This is a genomic window from Shewanella sp. T24-MNA-CIBAN-0130 (assembly GCF_040310185.1).
Taxonomy (GTDB): Bacteria; Pseudomonadota; Gammaproteobacteria; order Enterobacterales; family Shewanellaceae; genus Shewanella; species Shewanella psychromarinicola.
This window is the reverse complement of the sequence record NZ_JBEOPP010000001.1, coordinates 79,644-98,652: the sequence shown is the minus strand read 5'-3', so window position 1 is coordinate 98,652 and position 19,009 is coordinate 79,644. Positions and strand designations below refer to the sequence as shown.

The following is a 19,009-nucleotide window of genomic DNA, read 5'->3' as shown; positions in this document are numbered from 1 at the left end:
GAACCCCCATATATCATGTTTAAAGTTGAAAACTGTCTTTGTATACCTAGTGATGGATTTATCATTCTTTAGGTCGTTATACAGGATGATTAAACTAGGGCATCTGTTAATCTTTCTAGCTAGTGAGATATCGTTTTTTTTACTTTCGCTATGATTTCGGCATGCTCTGGCTTAATGGGCATAACTTTTACAGGGCTAACATTACTACCGCCAGTATTCCCCATTGGTACGCCTTTTATTGCAGTTAATAAAGCCGCCCCAATGATCCGAATAATTTGGCCGATGGCTTAGTTAATATCACGCTGTTTTATCGCCCAACGCAGCATTAAATAATGCACTTTTATATGCCAATAGGTTGATTCTTGCCCAAGCACGTGGGCATTCTCAAGGTAAACAAATGAATCTGCAACATCGCCTAAACGGTCGGATTGATCTGCTTTAGATAACTGCTCTTGCACGTAAGGGGTGATATTTTTGGTAAAATTATTCATTGTTACCTGCCCAATTTATTATCCTCAGTTGAATTTCCGTCGTCATTTTTCTGTACTTCAGAGTACAACCAGTTAAAAAGTTGAGCAAAAAAATAATAAAGCGCTGTCATTAGGGCGGCATAAATACCGATATCAACAATACCCGGTAAGTCCGATAAACCAGTGAAGCTATCTTCCAAAGAATATTTCAGAAAACTGGCTACTGCACTGGAGCAAATTAGCGTTAAGTAAAGAGATAGTGTGCTGGTCGTATTCCATTTACTCATTAGCGTCCTTTATTTCATATTGGCTAATTCTCAAAGGGATCGGTGAGGAAAACGATTGAGATTATTTATCCTGCTTTTTTAAATCTGCAATGTAAAGCGTTGCATGCCCTAAGCATACTCGTTGAGTTAAAATTTGAGGTGGTGCGGCGGTGACTTATGGAAAGTGAAGGGGAAACGGCAGCGCGGTCATGGATGGCAAATAGCGAATCACACAAGAATTAACCCATATTGCTTTATTTTCTATAAATGCCATGATTTCAAACATAAAAAAAGAGGTGCTTTGCACCTCTTAATCGTGTTATTCCATATTCATTCACAGCAGATAAATGTCTGGTTATGAATGACGTCTTGGTAACATATTACGCCAGCTTTAAATCGTACTGGTTGCGGTACATCACCATGTCTTCAATGGTCAGTACTGGCATATTGTGCTTACGGCCAAAAGCGACAATTTCAGGTGCTTTAGCCATGGTGCCATCTTCGTTGGTCAGTTCACATAACACCCCGGCAGGCATTAATCCGGCCATTTGCATTAAGTCGACTGTACCTTCGGTATGGCCGCGGCGTGACATTACTCCGCCAGCGCGAGCGCGTAATGGGAACACATGTCCAGGATGGGCTAAGTCAGATGCTTTGGCATTGCGGTTTGCCGCGGTTTTAATGGTGGTGACGCGGTCTTGAGCCGATACACCCGTGGTGACACCAAGCTTTGCTTCAATGGAGATGGTAAATGCGGTTTGATTGGCGCTGTTGTTATTAATAACCATCGGTGGCAATTCAAGCTTGTTAGCGTGAGCGTCAGTTAAGCATAAACACACAATGCCGCTGCATTCGCGGATCATTAACGCCATTTGAGGTGTGGTTAAATGTTCGACTGAATAAATAACGTCGCCTTCATTTTCGCGGTCTTCATCGTCTAGAAGCAATACGCCTCGACCTTCTCTTAGTGCAGCTAATGCGTTTTCGACACGCATGATTGGTTCGCCAAATTCGGCAAGTAGTGATAACTGATTCATGGTTGTACTCCTAAAATGACCAGAATCAGGGCTTATAAAGAGGGATATAAATCCAAAACAAATTGCACCTAAAAGCCGAGGCTTATGATGTATCTTTATTCTCTCTCATCCGGACTATAACCGTCGGCTCTGGACTGTTAGGCATGACTAATTTAAGAGTAATGGCCTAAGTAACCAGATCTGCTGACCTCGACGAATCGAGCGCTCGCGGGCTCACTTTTTCAAGTATACCGCCGGTGGGGAATCGCACCCCGCCCTGAGAATTAAAAACAATAAGTGTGCGTTAAGGGATGGGAGCTCAAAGTGTTGCTCACCAAAGTACGCGTCGCTATGGTAATCAGTTCAGATTAAGATGAAAAGGGGGATCGGTCGCATTAATGTAATAAAGCGTTGCTAATAACTGTTTTATGAGAATAGAACAATACTATTGCTCAATCATGTTAAGTGCTGCATGGGAGTATTATTAGTCTAATCAGGTGGACAAGCTTGCTCACTGGTATGACCTTTGTTAGCCTGTTGCGCTTACATTAGGAGTAAACTGTTCATGAACCTGTATTTTCGTTTTATTTGGTTGTTTTTATGGCGAATAGGTCATTGTAAAAAAATAGGTTTTATAGATTCTAGCCGGATTAATTATCGTGTTTTGCCGTTAGATTGCGACATCAATTTGCATTTAACTAACTCTCGCTATCCTGCTTTTTTTGATTTAGCACGAACCTATTTGATTGCCGAAATAGGTTTGATGAAGCCGTTTTTAAAAAATAAATGGTTTCCCATCGTCAATGCCGCAGAGTTTACTTATATCCGCGATATCAAACCGTTTGAAAAGTTTACCATCGAAACTAAAATTGTCGGCTGGGACGAAAAGTACTTTTATATTGAGCATCGCATACTCACCGAGCGTGGCCTGCATTGCATTGCCCATGTACGTGGAGTATTTATGTGTCGAGGCAAGCAAGTCCCCATTGAAACCTTAATTACCGCAGCAGGCTACACCAATGGTGCGCCTGAAATGCCAGCAGAAGTGATTAAATGGAAACAGTTTTTACAGCTTAAAAAACAACGTAATATTTAATCGCCGAGAATTGAAATACACTTCAAAGTAAACTGGATTATAGGTAACCACGTATCAGTGATAAATGCTGACGTGAATGAATATGGCGTGTAATGCATTTTGGCGTGTAATGAATACGGTAGTGAGGCTGAGGTGTGGCGACATTAGAAAAGTTCAACGATATGTGGGCGCGCGCTTGCGAACGAAAAGGCGGCCCAGAAGCGGTAAAGTCATTATTACCACACACTTTAACGGCCGATGATATTGGCGATTATTCAGATGCCACTCTATTGTCTGCTCTCAGCAAACAAGTGTTTCAAAGTGGCTTTGTGTGGCGAGTGGTGGTCAATAAATGGCCCGCTTACGAAAAAGCCTTTTTTGACTTTGAACCGATGAAGGTGCTAATGCTATCACCTGATCAAATTCAACAACGCGCTAGCGATCCTGCATTGATTAGGCACCAAAAGAAAACTCAAGCCATTGTTGATAACGCTTATATGGTACAAGCCATCAGTGCTGAATACGGAAGTTTTGCAGCGTTTATCGCCCAGTGGCCAACTGATGATATTACCGGTTTATGGCGAACACTCAAAAAGCGCGGCACCCGTTTAGGCGGCAATACTGGGCCTTATTTTCTGCGTACCATGGGCAAAGATACTTTTTTACTCACCCAAGATGTACAGGCGTATTTAACTGGCCATAACGTGGTTGATGCAGGTTTTACATCGCAAACCGCGTTGCGCCAAACTCAAGCGGCGTTTAATCAATGGCAACAAGAGTCAGGATTGAGCTTAGCGCATATCAGTCGGGTTATTTCGTTAGGCGTGGGCGATAATCGAGTTTAATGGGGTATTTTATGTCGTCATACTTGATAGCGACATAAAAACATTTTAGCTATTTCAGTCGCAATGTCATCTTTTTGCTGATCGTTTAATGGCGATTCAACTCTAAATATTAATGGCCAAAAACATTGGCCTTTAATCAAGCTTTGTACTTCTGTTTGGGCTTGTTCAACATTGGTCACCGTTAAGCGTCCATCCAGCGTTGCCGCTTTTATCCAACGTAAAATAGCCGTTTCTTCTTTGATGATTTTTTGCAATTCTTGCTGCATCTCAGTGGTATAAAAGAGATGGCCAATCACCATTCGCGACACTTCAATGTGCTCTTCTGATTGAATGTAGTCCATATCAAAACGCACCAGCTGCTGCAGTTGTTCAGCCAAAGGTTGATGTGAGTTATACACAACAGATGGCTGCGATAACGCTTGTTGCCATAAGTCAGTCATCAAGGTCATCACTAAGGCTTCTTTGGTGGCAAAGTGGTTATACACTGTTCGCTTCGACACACTAGCCACTTCGGCTAATTTATCCATGCTGGTTGCTGCAACCCCTAATTCTTTAAAGGTTGTTCTGGCGGCTTCAATAATCGCGGCGCGTTTTATTTGGCTGCATGTTTGCTTTTCTGGTTTCATTGGTTTCATCTAAGCCATCTTATTGTAATATTTTACACTGAGCAGTTTACTTTTTAGCAATTCATTATTAAACTACACCGTGTAGTTTACTTTTGGAAGCGATAGATGAAAATATTAATCAGTCTTTTATTAGTGCTTGGTGTATTGATTGCTATTATTTGGCTCAGTAAATGTTGGTCTACATCTCGTGGACATAAAACGCAAATTTTCAGCAATACCGAAAAAGTCTACCAAGCCGGTTTTAGCAGTTTATGGCCTATCGCCAAAGCGTATTGGTCGACAAAGCGCCAAGCGCCCATTCCCCAAGATGCGATTCCATTAGCCGAATTAACCCCAGAGATATTGGCGCAATCGACAGAAGATGCCGTATATCGTTTAGGCCATTCAACGTTATTAATGCGTATCGATGGCGAATACTTGCTGATTGACCCGGTGTTTAGCGAGCGAGCATCTCCAGTGCAGTGGGCAGGACCGAAACGTTTCCATCAATCACCCATTAGTATTGCCGATTTACCGGCGATTAAAACCGTTATTATTAGCCACGATCATTATGATCATCTTGATAAGGCCGCGATTGAACAATTGGCGACTAAAGTGCAGCATTTTGTTACCCCACTTAACGTGGGTGAGTACTTAACGGCTTGGGGAATCGATCCTATTCAAGTGACCGAACTGGAATGGTGGCAGTCGGTTGAATTAAATGGGTTGACCATTACCGCCACCCCGGCACAGCATTTTTCTGGCCGTGGCCTACTTGATCGCAATCAAACCCTATGGGCGAGTTGGGTGATCCAAGGGCTACAGTACAAAGTATTTTTCAGCGGTGACAGTGGCTATTTTAATGGATTCAAACAAATTGGTGAGCGTTATGGACCGTTTGACCTCAGCATGATTGAAACCGGCGCCTATAATGAATTGTGGAGTGAAATCCATATGTTGCCAGAACAAAGCTTACAAGCACATCTTGATGTTCGCGCAAAGGCGATGATGCCAGTACACAATGGCACCTTTGATTTAGCCCTGCATGATTGGTTTGAACCTTTTGAACGCATTAGTCAATTGGCTAAACACAATGACGTTACTTTGCTGACCCCTAAGTTTGGGCAGGCGGTGATGTTGGCAAATCCACACGCTGACGAGTTGTGGTGGCGTACTATTATGCTTGAGCCACAAAAGGCGGATGAAGTAAATAAGCTTGTCATGAATAACAACTAAGTTAATCTATTAACAGTGCATATCGATAAGCATTGTTAAACGACAAATTAATTTTACCAAGATGTTATCTAATGGTGTATTTCATGAATCAATAGGTCGAGTTTGTTTGATTACTCGCCCTGCGTTTACAATAAATCAACATTTAGTGATAGAGAACGTAAGCTTATTATTTATTTACAATTTATTCGCATGAGCTGAGTTGTTTGGTTTTTACACCTATGCGATAAAGTACACAGAAAATTTAACAGTTTAATATTAGCTACTTTCAAATGGGCTGCTCAACATTGAGGGTGACATATTGAAAATATATTGGAGTAGGAGCACTCATGCACAAAGCATTGAAAGTCGCCGCAGTTATTTCTGCAGCATTATGGATTACCGCTTGTGGTCAAGGGGATGAAAATGCCCAATCACAACAACCGCGGCCCCCTACACCTGTTGGCGTGATGACCGTTGAAGCGATTTCGCAATCGATTCAAGTTGAACTACCCGGGCGCAGTCGAGCATTTTTAGAAGCCGAAGTGCGTCCACAAGTCTCTGGTATTATAACCAAACGAGCTTTTACAGAAGGGACCGAAGTTGAGCAAGGTCAATCACTGTATCAAATTGATTCAGCCACTTATAGTGCAGCTCTTGTCAGTGCAGAAGCCGCTCTTGCGAGTGCAAATGCAGGGTTAGTCTCAGCAAAAGCGAAAGCGGCGCGTTATGCCGAGTTAGTGAAAACCAATGCCATTAGTAAGCAAGACTTTGATGAAGCAGAAGCGGCATATAAAGAAGCGCAAGCTTCCGTAACGGTTGCTAAAGCCGCCATTAATACAGCGACAATTAACCTTGAATATACTGAAGTGAAAGCCCCTATTTCAGGTCGTATTGGTAAATCAGCTGTGACCGCTGGCGCGTTAGTTACCGCCAATCAAAGTGCCACGCTAGCGACTATTCAACAGCTTGACCCGATTAATGTCGATATCGTTCAGTCGAGTGCACAACTACTGCGTTTAAAAGCGAACTTACGTTCTGGTGAGTTACTGAAAAGTAACAATGCCGAAGTGACCTTGGTGCTTGAAGACGGCAGGACCTACGAACAAGAGGGCATACTTCAATTTTCTGAAGTCAATGTTAATGAAACTACCGGTTCGGTAACCTTACGTGCAGAGTTCCCTAACCCTGACGGCATATTGTTACCTGGAATGTTTGTTCGTGCGCTATTAAATGCTGGCCAAGATCCACAAGCGATTTTAGTGCCGCAACGTGCGATTACGCGTAATTCCAAAGGTGAAGCCGTCGCAATGATTGTCAATCAAGACAACAATGTCGAAATGCGTGTAGTAAAAACAGCCGAAGTGATTGACCATCAATGGCGTATTGTTGATGGCTTATCTGCTGGTGATAAATTAATTGTTGAAGGATTACAAAAAATCCGCCCTGGTGTACCGGTTTCACCACAGGTTTTAACGGCTGACCAACCACAGAAATAGGGAATAATTATGGCTCGCTTTTTTATTGATCGCCCTATCTTTGCATGGGTGATTGCATTATTGATTATGCTCGCGGGTGTACTAGCCATTAGAGGCTTGCCCATTGCACAGTATCCGAGCATTGCACCACCAACTGTGGTGATCAGTGCTTTCTATCCTGGAGCTTCGGCTAAAACCATGGAAGACACGGTTACTCAGGTGATTGAGCAGCGCATGACGGGACTTGATCACTTACGCTATATCTCTTCAACCAGTGACAGTTTTGGTAATACCAAGATTACGTTAACATTCAACGCTGAGGCCGATCCTGATATTGCTCAAGTGCAAGTTCAGAATAAGCTGCAAGCGGCTACCCCCTTGTTACCTACTGAAGTTCAGCAACAAGGTGTACAAGTTAACAAGTCCAGTTCGGGCTTTTTAATGGTACTCGGTTTTGTGTCTGCTGATGGTTCAATGGGCAAAAGCGATATTTCTGATTATGTTGCTGCCAATGTTCAAGATCCAATGAGTCGTGTACCTGGGGTTGGTGAGATCACCCTTTTTGGTGCGCAATATGCTATGCGTATTTGGTTAGACCCGCTTAAGTTAACCCAATACAAATTAACAAGTATTGATGTTATTGCAGCGGTACGTGAGCAAAACGCACAAATATCAGCAGGTCAATTAGGTGGTGCTCCCTCGGTTGCAGGCCAAGAACTTAACGCGACCGTATCAGCGCAGAGTCGATTACAAACCCCAGAGCAATTTAAGCAAATTATTGTTAAATCTGACTCATCAGGTGCCAATGTTTATTTAGGCGATGTCGCCAGAGTCGAATTAGGCGCAGAAAGCTACGCGGTTGACTCATACTATAATGGTAAGCCTGCCTCAGGTTTAGCGTTTAAGTTAGCCACGGGTGCGAATGCGTTAGATACGGCGGAAGGTATTAAGGCTAAAGTCAATGAGATGAAAGAGTTTTTCCCTCAAGGGCTTGAAGTTGTTTATCCCTATGACACCACGCCATTCATAGAGCAATCCATTGAAGGGGTTGTAGAGACACTGATAGAAGCCATTGTGTTGGTGTTCTTGATTATGTATCTGTTCTTGCAAAATTTTAGAGCCACACTTATTCCAACTATTGCTGTTCCGGTGGTGCTGTTAGGAACGTTTGCTGTGTTATCTGCATCAGGTTTTACCATCAATACCTTAACCATGTTTGCCATGGTCTTGGCCATTGGTTTGCTGGTGGATGACGCGATTGTGGTGGTTGAGAACGTTGAGCGGATCATGTCTGAAGAGGGCTTAAGCCCGCTTGAAGCCACCCGCAAGTCAATGGACCAAATCACCAGTGCCTTAGTCGGGATCGGTTTGACCTTGTCGGCGGTGTTTGTCCCAATGGCCTTTATGTCTGGTTCCACTGGAGTTATTTATCGTCAGTTCTCGATCACTATTGTATCGGCGATGGCCTTATCGGTATTTGTGGCGATTGTGCTGACACCGGCATTATGCGCCACCATGCTAAAGCCGATTAAAAAAGGCCATACCTATGCCGATACAGGTTTCTTCGGTTGGTTTAATAGCAAGTTTGATGCAATGACATCGCGTTATGAATCGAGTGTGGGCAGTATTCTTAAACGCTCTTTTCGAGTCATGTTGATTTACGTTGGTTTGGTTATCGCTGTGGGTTGGATTTTCTTACGCATGCCAACCGCATTCTTACCTGATGAAGACCAAGGCATCTTGTTCACTCAAGCAATTTTGCCAACCAATTCAACTCAAGAAAGCACGGTTAAGGTCTTAAAAGAGGTCTCTGATTATTACCTTACTGAAGAAAAAGACATTGTAAATTCAGTGTTTACCGTTGCAGGCTTTAGTTTTGCCGGTTCTGGGCAAAATATGGGTCTTGCGTTTGTGGGCTTAAAAGATTGGTCTACACGTGAGGCGCCGGGTGAAGATGTGAAATCGTTGGCGGGTCGAGCCATGGGCCGTTTTTCGCAAATCAAAGAGGCGTTAGTATTTGCCTTTGTGCCACCATCAGTGATTGAACTGGGTACTGCAAATGGTTTTGACGTCTATCTGAAAGACTTAAACGGTCAAGGGCATAGCAAGTTAATTGAGGCGCGTAATCAATTATTAGGCATGGCCTCACAAAACGCTAACCTTGTTGGGGTGCGTCCAAATGGTCAAGAAGATGCGCCGATATACAAAATTAATGTCGATCACGCTAAATTGCGTGCGTTAGACATTGATATCAACAGCGTCAACAGTGTCTTAGGAACGGCATGGGGTGGGTCATATGTAAATGACTTTATTGACCGTGGCCGAGTGAAAAAAGTTTATGTTCAAGGTGAGGCTAAATACCGTATGCAGCCTGGCGACTTAGACTCTTGGTATGTGCGTAACAACCTTGGCGAAATGGTACCGTTTTCGGCATTTGCATCAGGTACTTGGGAGTTCGGTTCGCCGCAATTACAACGCTTTAACGGTGTACCTGCAATTAATATTCAGGGCTCAACAGTACCAGGCTATAGTACCGGTGCTGCAATGGATGCGTTAGAAGAGATGGCCAAGAAACTACCGCCTGGTTATGGCTTAGAGTGGAATGGCTTATCGTACGAAGAACGTCTATCGGGTAACCAAGCACCGAGCTTATATGCTTTGTCGGTGTTAATCGTGTTCTTGGTACTCGCGGCGCTGTATGAAAGCTGGTCGGTACCATTGTCAGTTATTTTAGTGGTTCCCGTTGGGGTTATCGGTGCGCTATTGGCAATGAGTGCTCGCGGTTTACCTAATGACGTGTTTTTCCAAGTCGGCTTGTTAACTACGGTGGGCCTAGCGACTAAAAACGCCATCTTAATTGTCGAGTTTGCTAAGGAATACTACGAAAAAGGGTCGGGATTAATCGAGGCCACCTTGCATGCGGTGCGAGTGCGTTTACGTCCAATTCTGATGACTTCATTAGCATTTGGTCTAGGTGTACTGCCATTAGCCATTAGTTCTGGAGTGGGTTCTGGTAGTCAAAATGCCATTGGTACTGCGGTATTAGGCGGTATGATATCATCGACATTCTTAGGTATTTTCTTTGTGCCGCTATTCTTTGTGGTGGTTGAGCGCCTTTTCAGTAAGCGTGAAAAGCCCACTGCAGAAGAAGATGAGAAAGTCGATAACGATAGAAAAGATATTTAATTTTTTAAATCGTTAAGTTTAAAAGCCCAGTTCTGCTGGGCTTTTTTGTGTCTATTGTGTAGATGTCGGTATCGTCATTAATAAATTGCTTAAAGGGTGTTAAGTCAGCATTATTTAACGATATTCTTATTATTATTCGATAGAAAACTGTAAGAGTGTTTAAAAAACGCCCTTATCAACATTGATTTAGGTGGTTGATAAGGCTAAACATTAAAAAATCAACTGTAGAATATTTGACCGTGCCAGTGCGGATACTTGTGTTATAGTTAAGATCTTAATCAAAACAGTTTATTAACATCTACAGGCACAGGGTTTAGACTTTAGTGGTTGTTTTTTCGCTAAGGTTGCGCCGATAAAGATGAACTTTTGATTAAATTATGATTATGATAGCTAATAACAAGAATAAAGGATGTCATCATGCAGGCGCTGTTACTTAGCCTTACTTTAGCCACTATTTTGGCCTATCTTTGGTATGCCAGTTTACTTAAAAAACGCACTTCAGCCATTGAAGCACTGAAAGTGATCGACTCAAGAATTGATATGCGATTGACGCTGTTTACTGAGCTGTGTCAGGCCAGACCGTCTTACCATCCCTTAACGGATGATCAGCAAGCCCAATTACAGCAACTAAAACAACTGCAACCTCAGCATGATTGGGGACAACCCATTGAAGCGTCAAACGTGACGGGCGGCTCTTTGTCAGTATCGATTGCTGCTTGGCAACAAATTGATCAAGGTTTAGAGGCGTTATTAGCTACGGTGAATAAAGACAAGTTGAGTGAAGACAAGCTTGCCGAATATTTACAATTAGTACTCGATTTTGTTCACGCAGAAGATTTTTATCGTAAAGCTGTCGATGAGTTGAACAGTGGTGTTAAAATTTTCCCAGGTGCTGCTGTGGCTAAATTGGCTCGTATCGCGCCGATGCCGATATTTGATCAAGTGCATGATTAGCCCAATGATATGGCGTAATCAGCAGACGCTATTGGGTATCGGTATGCTGTTGTCTTGTGCTTGTGTACAAGTGCATGTACAAGCCAAACAAGTGGTTCATCCTGCCGTAGAAGAGGTTGTAAAACCGCAAATCAACGCTACGTTTATTCCTGAGCAAACCACAGTAAAAAAACAGTTATCGTTACAACCATCTCAACGTACTACTACTGAAAATCTCATCGCGCCGACTCTCGAAGTGAATAATGTGATGAATCAAGGTAAAACTACATCGGTGAATGATCAGCCTGCGAATGATCAATGGTTATTGGACGCCGGCTTTGTCGGCGAAACACCGCAACAACGCACCCTGACCAATGATTATCCGTTAACGCAACCGAGCGGGGTTCCAAGTAAGCCTAGGGTGAAGGCCCTTTACTCCGAAAATGGTATTGTCAGTGATTTTGGCGTTGAAAAACGTAAAGTATATCAATACAAGCAAACCAACGGCGTGATGGTATTTAGTGATCAGCAACCATCACATCAAGACTTCCAAGTTTTACTGTATGAATGCTTTGCGTGTCGAGTCGATTCGGTTATCGACTGGTATAAGATCCCACTATTTACCTCACCTTTTACTACCGACGTTGCGTTGGCTGCGCGCCAATATCAGTTAGACCCGGCATTAATCCGCGCCGTTATCCATGCAGAGTCGGCATTTAAAATGCGAGCGCTATCAAAAGCTGGCGCCAAAGGCCTGATGCAATTAATGCCAGGGACTGCCAAGGACATGGGGGTGGATGATCCTTTTAATGCGCAACAAAATATTCGCGGTGGTAGCCGTTATCTTGCCCAGTTATTAAGTCAGTTTGACGGCGACATCGACTTAGCTTGTGCGGCATACAATGCCGGTCCGACTACTGTGATGCAATACAGCGGTATACCGCCCTATCCTGAAACACAAGCTTATGTGATGCGGGTAAAAATCTTATTAAAACGTTACCAAAAAGCATTATCCAGTTAATTTAAGGTATTTATTGATGAATCAACTAATTGAAAACGTTCAACCTAAGCGCGTTAAAATGAGTCGTACTAACGGTTATTGTATGGCCAGTATTACTGGGCTATTGGTATTAGGGGCTGCGGCGTTACCCGCATTTGCTGCAGACAAATCATCGCTAGTCGCCCCATCACAAGAAGATATGCGTTTATACGACATTGCTAGCGCACCACAAGCCAAACGAATTGAACAAGATCTTCGCACTTTAGTCAGTTTTGGTACCCGCCATACCTTGTCAGATACTGCATCGGACAAACAAGGTATTGGCGCGGCAAGGCGTTGGATTGAAGCAGAATTTAAGCGGATATCAACAGAGTGCGGCGGTTGTTTAGAGGTTATTACTGTGGGTGACACAGTTCAAGGCAAGCGAATCGCGAACCCAACGGAAGTGGTTAACGTTATCGCCATTCAACGCGGTAAAACCGACCCTAAGCGCGTAGTGATGATGAGCGGTGACATTGATTCGCGTGTCAGTGATGTATTGGATGCGACGTCGGTTTCTCCTGGAGCAAACGATAATGCATCGGGTGTTGCTGGAGCGCTAGAAGCTGCCAGAGTATTGTCAAAATATCAATTTAACGGCACGATTGTGTATGCGGCGTTGTCGGGCGAAGAGCAAGGCTTGTATGGCGGTAATATTTTAGCTGACTATGCCAAAGCGCAAAATTGGCAAGTGCAAGCAGTATTAAACAACGACATGATTGGCAATATCTCTGGCATTAATGGGGTGATTAATAATAGTAGTGTACGGGTGTTTTCTGAAGGGGTACGTTTTACCGAAACCGCAGAAGAAGCCAAACAGCGTTATTTTAGCGGCGGCGAGAATGATTCCGCGTCACGTAATCTAGCCCGTAAAATTAAGTCATTAGCTGACCAATACATGACTAATTTGGAGGTGATGCTAGTGTATCGCCTCGACCGCTTTGGCCGTGGTGGTCATCATTTACCGTTTAATCAGGCCGGTTTACCTGCCGTTCGTATCATGGAAACCAACGAGAACTATAATCGCCAACATCAAGATATTCGTGTTGAAAACGGCATTGCGTATGGTGATGTGATTGACGGGGTAGATTTTGATTTTACTGCTAAGCTCACCACATTAAATGCCCTTAGTTTAGCCTCAATGGCGTGGGCGCCCGCGCCGCCAACCAAGGTTACCATTGCAGGGCAAGTGTCACCGAGCACTACGTTAAGCTGGGCAAAGAGTGACGATAAAACCATTGTCGGCTATCGCATTTATTGGCGATTAACGACAGTGCCACAATGGACTCATAGTCGCTATGTCGGCAAAGTGGATCAGTTCACCTTAGATAATATGGTTATCGACAACTATCTATTTGGCGTCGCGAGTGTCGCTGCCAATGGTAATGTCAGCCCCGTGGTATTTCCAGGCGCTGCAGGGGCATTTTTTAAATAAAAACCCGTAATGTATATCAAAGATAATCATCAAAAATGCCCAAACAGTTGCTGCTGTTTGGGCATTTTTATATATCAGTACTCATTAATAAAACCGTACAGCAGAATGAATAGAATGGGTATAATAATTATTCGCCCACTTCCCACTTTACCGTCGTTTTTCCGTCGGCATGGCCTAATAAAGGCGCTAAATAATCCAGTGCTTCTTTAGCCAATACATCCATTTGCCAAGGAGGATTAATCACCCATAAACCAGCAGCCGTCATGCCAAACTCATCACTGTCGGCATTAATCGCTTGCTCAATACGCAGTTGTTTCTTAATGCCGCTATTTTTGAGCAGGGTTAACATCGCCTCAGTTTGCTCACGTTTCACTACCGGATACCATAAAATAAATGTCCCAGTCGCAAAACGCTTATGGGCTTTAATGAGGGTTTCTGCAACATCTTGATAGTCAGTTTTCATTTCATAGCTAGGGTCAATTAATATTACTCCGCGGCGCTCTAATGGCGGTACCGCGGCAATTAATCCCTGCAAACCATCGCCTTTAATGACTTTGACTTGCTTGTCTTTAATAAAATAATTTTCAAGTAATTCATGATCAGTAATGTGCAGTTCGTGTAACACCATACGGTCTTGCGGGCGAAGTTCAACATCGACAATGGCCGGTGAGCCAGGGTAAACCGTTAACTCGCCATCAAATTCAGCGTTAAAGTGTCGTACCGATTCAACATAATCGGCTAATGCGCTGGGTAAATTAGCGTGGTCCCATAATTTGGCAACACCCTCTAAGTATTCACCGGTCTTTTGGGCAAACTCATCGGTTAGCGAGTACGCGCCTGCGCCTGCATGAGTATCGATATACACATAAGGTTTATCTTTTTTCTGCATCGCTTTTAATACTTGAATAAGCATTGCGTGCTTAAGTACATCGGCATAATTGCCTGCATGATAACCGTGACGATAACTGAGCATGGGCGTTTCCATTAACTAAATGAGACAGTAAAACTGTGTAATAGTGACATTATAAGTGGTCTAGCGCGCGAGGTATAGGTGTTCACTGGTGATGGCTTTTGGCATAATGGCGTAGTTTCTTACATTGGCATGGTAATCATCTTGTTGCAGACACCTATCTTCTTTAATCAGCAGTATCCTTCATTAGTCGATATCGCCCAGCGCTGGCACTTGGTGTGGGACAACAACGCTGCTTTTGAATTGCGTTTTGAGCAAAATTGCTTAAGTTTGCATAAGCGTGATGAGCCTAAGCTTGACGGCATTAGTGTCGATTTTGTCTCTGGTGCAGTGGCGCATCGCCGCAAGTTTGGTGGCGGTCGAGGCCAATCAATTGCCAAAGCGGTCGGACTAAAGCAAGGCGTCACGCCGACCGTTGTCGATGGCACTGCTGGCTTAGGCCGTGATGCATTTGTACTGGCCAGCCTAGGTTGTAAGGTCATTATGGTTGAACGTAATCCCGTGGTCGCAGCCTTGTTAGAAGACGGTTTACGCCGAGCCTATGAAGATGCCGAAATCGGTCAGTGGATGCGCGAGCGGATGAGCTTATTTCACGGTTCAAGTATTAATGCATTAGCCGATGTAGTGAAAACTAGCACTAGCACTAACGTCAGCGAAATTGATGTGGTTTACCTCGACCCGATGTACCCACACCGCGAAAAATCAGCTCTGGTTAAAAAAGAGATGCGCGTGTTCCAAACCTTAGTCGGCGCAGACCTCGATGCTGATGGACTATTAGCCCCCGCAATCGCCTTAGCCACAAAAAGAGTCGTAGTAAAGCGTCCAGATTACGCCGGCGATCTTGATGGGGTAAAACCCAGCATGATCATCGCAAGTAAGAAAAATCGTTTTGACGTGTATGTTCGCGCTGCGATGAAATAGCTTCTATTTTGAAGGCAGAAGTTAGTGTGCCACTTGTGTCGCTGAACCCATATATAGAGCATGACGCTTATGTAGAACTTTGTTGTGCGGAATAAATGGAAGTTTAATAACTTCATGATATTAAATGTTTTTATAATAAAAACTAAACAGTAACCTAAGTGATATTTATTATTGTGGGCTCACTAGTCATGATGTTGAAATGCTAAATTATCGTTAAAGGAATAACATGTATCACCTTCTTCTTATCACTCTGATCGCTGGACTTTTAGCTGCTTGTTCATCGACATCTAGCAATAATGACAAAACCAAAACGGATACGAATCTTCATAGCAGTGATGATAAATTACGTTTAGCAGAGTCGTATTATAAGAACAATCAGCCAGAGAAAGCATTAACACTCTATCAGCAAGCAGCAAATGACGGTAATGCTAGAGCTCAGGGTGAATTGGGGTTGATTTATGACCTAGGTGCTTTAGGGGTTAAAGAAGATAATGCTCTTGCATTCCATTGGTATAATAAAGCCGCGAAACAAAATGACCCTCAATCCTTTGTTAATTTGGCTTCTTTTTATCGTGAAGGTGAATTTGTAGAAAAAGAACTTGATAAAGCGATTTTCTATTATCAAAAAGCACTTAATCAAAAGTTTGCCATGGCAAATTGCGAGTTAGGGTACCTGTATCTAGATGAACCAAGTTATCAAGATTTACACAAAGCCGAGGCTAACTTCCTTATGGGGGCGGAGTCAGAACAAGTACCTTGTTATTTGGGGCTAGCTTATCTTTATGACTTTGAACAAAATGATCAACAGCAAGCTTTTCGATGGTACAAATTGGCGGCTGATAGTGATTCAGCAATTGCGCAGTATAACCTTGCTCTCATGTATATTAATGGGGCTGGAGCTGACAAAAACATCCAACTTGGGCATGAATATTTAGCTATTGCTGTAGAGCATAATTATCCTTTTGCTGTTGGTTATCTTGCTAAAACATATGATTTTGGCTGGAATGTTGGTGAGGATAAATTAGCTGCTGTAGAGCTTTATCATAAAGCCGCAGAGCTTGGTGACGCAGACTCGCAAGTCAATTTGGGTATGTTTTATGAAAATGGTGAGTATGTTTCCCAAAACATTCAAACAGCTTTACAACTCTATAAGATGGCTGCCGATCAAGGTAATGCGCTCGCGTTAAATAATATTGCAGTACTCTATTTAAACGGTGAAAAAGTAGAGAAAGATTTATCAACTGCGGTACCGTTTTTTTATAAAGCAGCTTCATTAGGTAATCCAAATGCACTCACAAACTTAGGTGTAATGTATCGTTTCGGCAATGGTGTGCAACAAGATGATAAACAATCATTTTCTTACCTTAAGCAAGCTGCAGATTTAGGCTTTAAAGCTGCTTATAAGCATCTGGGTATTAGTTATCATTTAGGCAAAGGGACTGAGAAGAATGATAAGTTAGCGCTATCATATCTATTGGATTCAGTTAACCATAGTGCTAACTCAGCTTATTATAGTGGGGTTATTTATTCGCAAAGTTCCGAGGTTACTCATGATTTTGACAAAGCCATTACTTACTTTGAAAAAGCATATGAGCTAGGGCGTCAACAGACTGGTTCGAATCTTGGTTGGATATATGAAACTGCAAGTCCAGAACATCATAATATTCAAAAGGCCATTAACTGGTATCAACAAAGTCTTTCAAGTTCTTATTCATGTATTAGGCTAGCCAAGTTATATCTAAAAGGTGAGGGTGTAGCCAAAGACCTCGATAAGGGGTTTGAGCTTTACCGTGAATATGCACGAATAGAAAAGGCCGATGCAGATGCGCTTATTGGTAATCTATACTTTTTCGGCGATGTAGTTGAACAAGATTATCAAAAAGCTAAGTTGCACTTTGAAAGGGCAATCGCCAATAAGCAGCTCACTGCTGCTAATAACCTGGGCGAAATGTATCGCTTAGGAACGGGTGTGCCACAAGATATACACAAAGCAATTTCACTCTATGAAGCCTCTATAGACTGGGGTGGAATAATTGCCATGGTGAATCTTAGTGAAATTTATTTGAATGGCGAAGGGGTAGCGGTTAACGAAAAGCTCGGTTTGAGTTGGTTAACTAAAGCCGCTGAGCTTGGACAGAACGATGCTCAATATGCTTTGGGAAAGCGATTGATTGGCAACCAAGATCAAGTTGAAGGTGATAAATGGATAAAGCAAAGTGCTGAATTAGGTAATGAAAAAGCGCTTAAATATCTCAACCGAAGTCTTTAATGTTTTCCAATAGCAAATCGGCTATCACGATTTCGAAGTAGCCGATTTGTGGTTTTTTAGCTAGCCGACTTATGTAAGGTGGTATTTCTGCCGCCAGCGAAACCGCATAACGCACACAACACAGCTGCAATAGCACATAACCATAATGGCGCATCCCAATTGCCTGTTGCAGTGTGCAGCGCGCCTGCCACCATGGGACCAACTGCCGCCAGTAAATAACCGACACTTTGCGACATACCAGAAAGTGACGCAGCTTGATGCGGGTCATCGGTGCGTAAACTAATAAACGACAGCCCCAAAATAAAACACGCCCCAGAGCAAAAGCCCAGCATTAGCGTCCATACAAAGGCAAAGTGAGGCATATACAGCAGCCCAAGTGCGCTGCCGGCGCTCAGTAGTGCCAGAATAAAGCTCAGCGCGCTTTGATCTTTTAACTTCGCCAGCAGTGGTATTAATACTAAGCCAGGTAATGCTGTCGCTATTTGAAAAGCGCCATGATACGCCCCCGCTTCAACGGCCGAGTGGCCGGTATCGGTCAATATGCTTGGCAACCAAGTAATGATGATGTAATTCAGAAATGAGTTTAGGCCTAATAACAAACTAATTTGCCAGGCTAATAAATAACGCCATACACTTTTTGACGGTGCCGATTGGTGTGCGCAATAGGTCGGTTTAGTGTGTTTGCCCAGTTGTGCTGTCCACACAATTAAGCTGGCAACAGTGATGATGCCTGCCGAGCCAAGTGCCAGTTGCCAGCCCAAACCGTTTAGTTGGCTAAGCGGGAATACCAACGCTGAAAAACCACCTGATGTTACCCCCATCGTCAGCACGTAGGCCGAGGTCATGAGTGCCACTTTAGTGGCAAAATCACGTTTAATGAGGCTTGGTAATAATACGTTAGCAATCGCAATGCCTACGCCAATAATGGCGGTACCGATAAATAGCATGGTTGATGAATTGATAAAACGAGTCGCAATGCCTAACAATATCAGGATTAACGCGGCAAACAAGGCATGCTCTAAGCCTTGTTTTCGAGCAAAAAAAGCCGCCATAGGTGACACAATTGCAAAGGCAATTAACGGCAGTGTGGTTAAGTAACCTGCTTGAGGATCGGTTAGGCCAAAGTGACTAATAATTTGCTCCAGCACTGGCGCAATACCGGTAAAAGGCGCGCGTAAATTAGCCGCAATAAGCAAAATACCTATCACCAGCAATATGCCTGAGAAGCGAGATTGCGGTTTTTGAGTTAACGTAAGTGCCGTCATAAGGTGCTTTTGTTTTTATAGCAA

Annotated in this window: 14 protein-coding genes, 2 pseudogenes and 1 riboswitch; of the genes and pseudogenes, 10 read left to right on the top strand and 6 right to left on the bottom strand. The window is 43.3% G+C overall.

Annotated elements, in window-relative coordinates; all coding sequences use genetic code 11:
- Window positions 1–119 precede the first annotated feature (119 nt).
- The 3 genes and pseudogenes from AAEZ02_RS00380 to ribB form a co-directional block, all read right to left on the bottom strand.
- Window positions 120–491, bottom strand: a pseudogene (locus AAEZ02_RS00380) (DUF3703 domain-containing protein).
- A gap of 2 nt (window positions 492–493) precedes the next feature.
- Window positions 494–757, bottom strand: coding sequence for a hypothetical protein (locus AAEZ02_RS00375; RefSeq protein ID WP_124012821.1), 264 nt, complete (start codon window positions 755–757; stop codon window positions 494–496).
- 359 nt (window positions 758–1,116) lie between these two features.
- On the bottom strand, window positions 1,117–1,773 hold the full coding sequence (gene ribB, locus AAEZ02_RS00370; RefSeq protein WP_101033305.1) for a 3,4-dihydroxy-2-butanone-4-phosphate synthase: 657 nt from the start codon (window positions 1,771–1,773) through the stop codon (window positions 1,117–1,119).
- 93 nt (window positions 1,774–1,866) lie between these two features.
- Window positions 1,867–2,041: riboswitch (FMN riboswitch) on the bottom strand.
- 276 nt (window positions 2,042–2,317) lie between these two features.
- Between ribB and AAEZ02_RS00365 the strand changes: the two genes are divergently transcribed.
- On the top strand, window positions 2,318–2,848 hold the full coding sequence (locus AAEZ02_RS00365; protein ID WP_351121561.1) for a thioesterase family protein: 531 nt from the start codon (window positions 2,318–2,320) through the stop codon (window positions 2,846–2,848).
- Window positions 2,849–2,982: 134 nt separating this feature from the next.
- The gene (locus AAEZ02_RS00360; protein ID WP_351121558.1) at window positions 2,983–3,672 is read left to right on the top strand and encodes a DNA-3-methyladenine glycosylase I; all 690 of its coding nucleotides are present in this window, start codon (window positions 2,983–2,985) and stop codon (window positions 3,670–3,672) included.
- A 17-nt stretch (window positions 3,673–3,689) separates the two neighbouring features.
- Here the strand turns inward: AAEZ02_RS00360 and AAEZ02_RS00355 are convergent, their stop codons facing one another.
- Window positions 3,690–4,307: a TetR/AcrR family transcriptional regulator gene (locus AAEZ02_RS00355; RefSeq protein WP_101033302.1), complete on the bottom strand. Its 618-nt coding sequence runs from the start codon at window positions 4,305–4,307 to the stop codon at window positions 3,690–3,692.
- Between the two features lie 96 nt (window positions 4,308–4,403).
- Between AAEZ02_RS00355 and AAEZ02_RS00350 the strand changes: the two genes are divergently transcribed.
- The 6 genes and pseudogenes from AAEZ02_RS00350 to AAEZ02_RS00325 all read left to right on the top strand — a co-directional run bounded on the left by AAEZ02_RS00350 (window position 4,404) and on the right by AAEZ02_RS00325 (window position 13,560).
- A complete protein-coding gene (locus AAEZ02_RS00350) occupies window positions 4,404–5,513 on the top strand; it encodes an MBL fold metallo-hydrolase (RefSeq protein ID WP_101033301.1) in 1,110 nt (369 codons plus the stop codon).
- A gap of 326 nt (window positions 5,514–5,839) precedes the next feature.
- Complete coding sequence (locus AAEZ02_RS00345) at window positions 5,840–6,988, top strand: efflux RND transporter periplasmic adaptor subunit (protein ID WP_101033300.1); 1,149 nt, start codon at window positions 5,840–5,842, stop codon at window positions 6,986–6,988.
- A gap of 9 nt (window positions 6,989–6,997) precedes the next feature.
- Window positions 6,998–10,153 (top strand): efflux RND transporter permease subunit, encoded by a 3,156-nt coding sequence (locus AAEZ02_RS00340; protein ID WP_351121553.1) that lies wholly within the window; start codon window positions 6,998–7,000, stop codon window positions 10,151–10,153.
- A 417-nt stretch (window positions 10,154–10,570) separates the two neighbouring features.
- Window positions 10,571–11,107 (top strand): hypothetical protein, encoded by a 537-nt coding sequence (locus tag AAEZ02_RS00335; RefSeq protein WP_351121550.1) that lies wholly within the window; start codon window positions 10,571–10,573, stop codon window positions 11,105–11,107.
- Between the two features lie 370 nt (window positions 11,108–11,477).
- Window positions 11,478–12,107: pseudogene (locus AAEZ02_RS00330) on the top strand (lytic transglycosylase domain-containing protein); the annotation flags it as partial.
- Between the two features lie 82 nt (window positions 12,108–12,189).
- Entirely contained in the window at window positions 12,190–13,560 is a 1,371-nt protein-coding gene (locus tag AAEZ02_RS00325; protein WP_372491461.1) for a M28 family peptidase, read from the top strand.
- A 127-nt stretch (window positions 13,561–13,687) separates the two neighbouring features.
- Here the strand turns inward: AAEZ02_RS00325 and AAEZ02_RS00320 are convergent, their stop codons facing one another.
- Window positions 13,688–14,533, bottom strand: a complete 846-nt coding sequence (locus AAEZ02_RS00320) for a 23S rRNA (adenine(2030)-N(6))-methyltransferase RlmJ (protein WP_124012814.1) — start codon at window positions 14,531–14,533, stop codon at window positions 13,688–13,690.
- Between the two features lie 129 nt (window positions 14,534–14,662).
- On the opposite strand from AAEZ02_RS00320, the gene AAEZ02_RS00315 reads away from it, so the two are divergent.
- Together AAEZ02_RS00315 and AAEZ02_RS00310 are read left to right on the top strand one after the other, a co-directional pair.
- Window positions 14,663–15,451 carry a class I SAM-dependent methyltransferase gene (locus AAEZ02_RS00315; protein WP_164839531.1) on the top strand — a complete coding sequence of 263 codons (789 nt, stop codon included), beginning with the start codon at window positions 14,663–14,665 and terminating at the stop codon, window positions 15,449–15,451.
- Window positions 15,452–15,677: 226 nt separating this feature from the next.
- On the top strand, window positions 15,678–17,720 hold the full coding sequence (locus AAEZ02_RS00310) for an SEL1-like repeat protein (protein WP_351075485.1): 2,043 nt from the start codon (window positions 15,678–15,680) through the stop codon (window positions 17,718–17,720).
- A 56-nt stretch (window positions 17,721–17,776) separates the two neighbouring features.
- Here AAEZ02_RS00310 and AAEZ02_RS00305 read toward each other — a convergent pair whose 3' ends face one another.
- On the bottom strand, window positions 17,777–18,985 hold the full coding sequence (locus AAEZ02_RS00305) for an MFS transporter (protein ID WP_351075488.1): 1,209 nt from the start codon (window positions 18,983–18,985) through the stop codon (window positions 17,777–17,779).
- Window positions 18,986–19,009 lie beyond the last annotated feature (24 nt).

What these genes read in the sequence shown, in the direction of transcription:
- AAEZ02_RS00375 (WP_124012821.1), bottom strand. Translation starts at nt 757, where the DNA reads ATGAGTAAATGGAATACGACCAGCACACTATCTCTTTACTTAACGCTA.
- ribB (WP_101033305.1), bottom strand. Translation starts at nt 1,773, where the DNA reads ATGAATCAGTTATCACTACTTGCCGAATTTGGCGAACCAATCATGCGT.
- AAEZ02_RS00365 (WP_351121561.1), top strand. Translation starts at nt 2,318, where the DNA reads ATGAACCTGTATTTTCGTTTTATTTGGTTGTTTTTATGGCGAATAGGT.
- AAEZ02_RS00355 (WP_101033302.1), bottom strand. Translation starts at nt 4,307, where the DNA reads ATGAAACCAATGAAACCAGAAAAGCAAACATGCAGCCAAATAAAACGC.
- AAEZ02_RS00350 (WP_101033301.1), top strand. Translation starts at nt 4,404, where the DNA reads ATGAAAATATTAATCAGTCTTTTATTAGTGCTTGGTGTATTGATTGCT.
- AAEZ02_RS00345 (WP_101033300.1), top strand. Translation starts at nt 5,840, where the DNA reads ATGCACAAAGCATTGAAAGTCGCCGCAGTTATTTCTGCAGCATTATGG.
- AAEZ02_RS00340 (WP_351121553.1), top strand. Translation starts at nt 6,998, where the DNA reads ATGGCTCGCTTTTTTATTGATCGCCCTATCTTTGCATGGGTGATTGCA.
- AAEZ02_RS00335 (WP_351121550.1), top strand. Translation starts at nt 10,571, where the DNA reads ATGCAGGCGCTGTTACTTAGCCTTACTTTAGCCACTATTTTGGCCTAT.
- AAEZ02_RS00325 (WP_372491461.1), top strand. Translation starts at nt 12,190, where the DNA reads ATGGCCAGTATTACTGGGCTATTGGTATTAGGGGCTGCGGCGTTACCC.
- AAEZ02_RS00320 (WP_124012814.1), bottom strand. Translation starts at nt 14,533, where the DNA reads ATGCTCAGTTATCGTCACGGTTATCATGCAGGCAATTATGCCGATGTA.
- AAEZ02_RS00315 (WP_164839531.1), top strand. Translation starts at nt 14,663, where the DNA reads ATGGTAATCATCTTGTTGCAGACACCTATCTTCTTTAATCAGCAGTAT.
- AAEZ02_RS00310 (WP_351075485.1), top strand. Translation starts at nt 15,678, where the DNA reads ATGTATCACCTTCTTCTTATCACTCTGATCGCTGGACTTTTAGCTGCT.
- AAEZ02_RS00305 (WP_351075488.1), bottom strand. Translation starts at nt 18,985, where the DNA reads ATGACGGCACTTACGTTAACTCAAAAACCGCAATCTCGCTTCTCAGGC.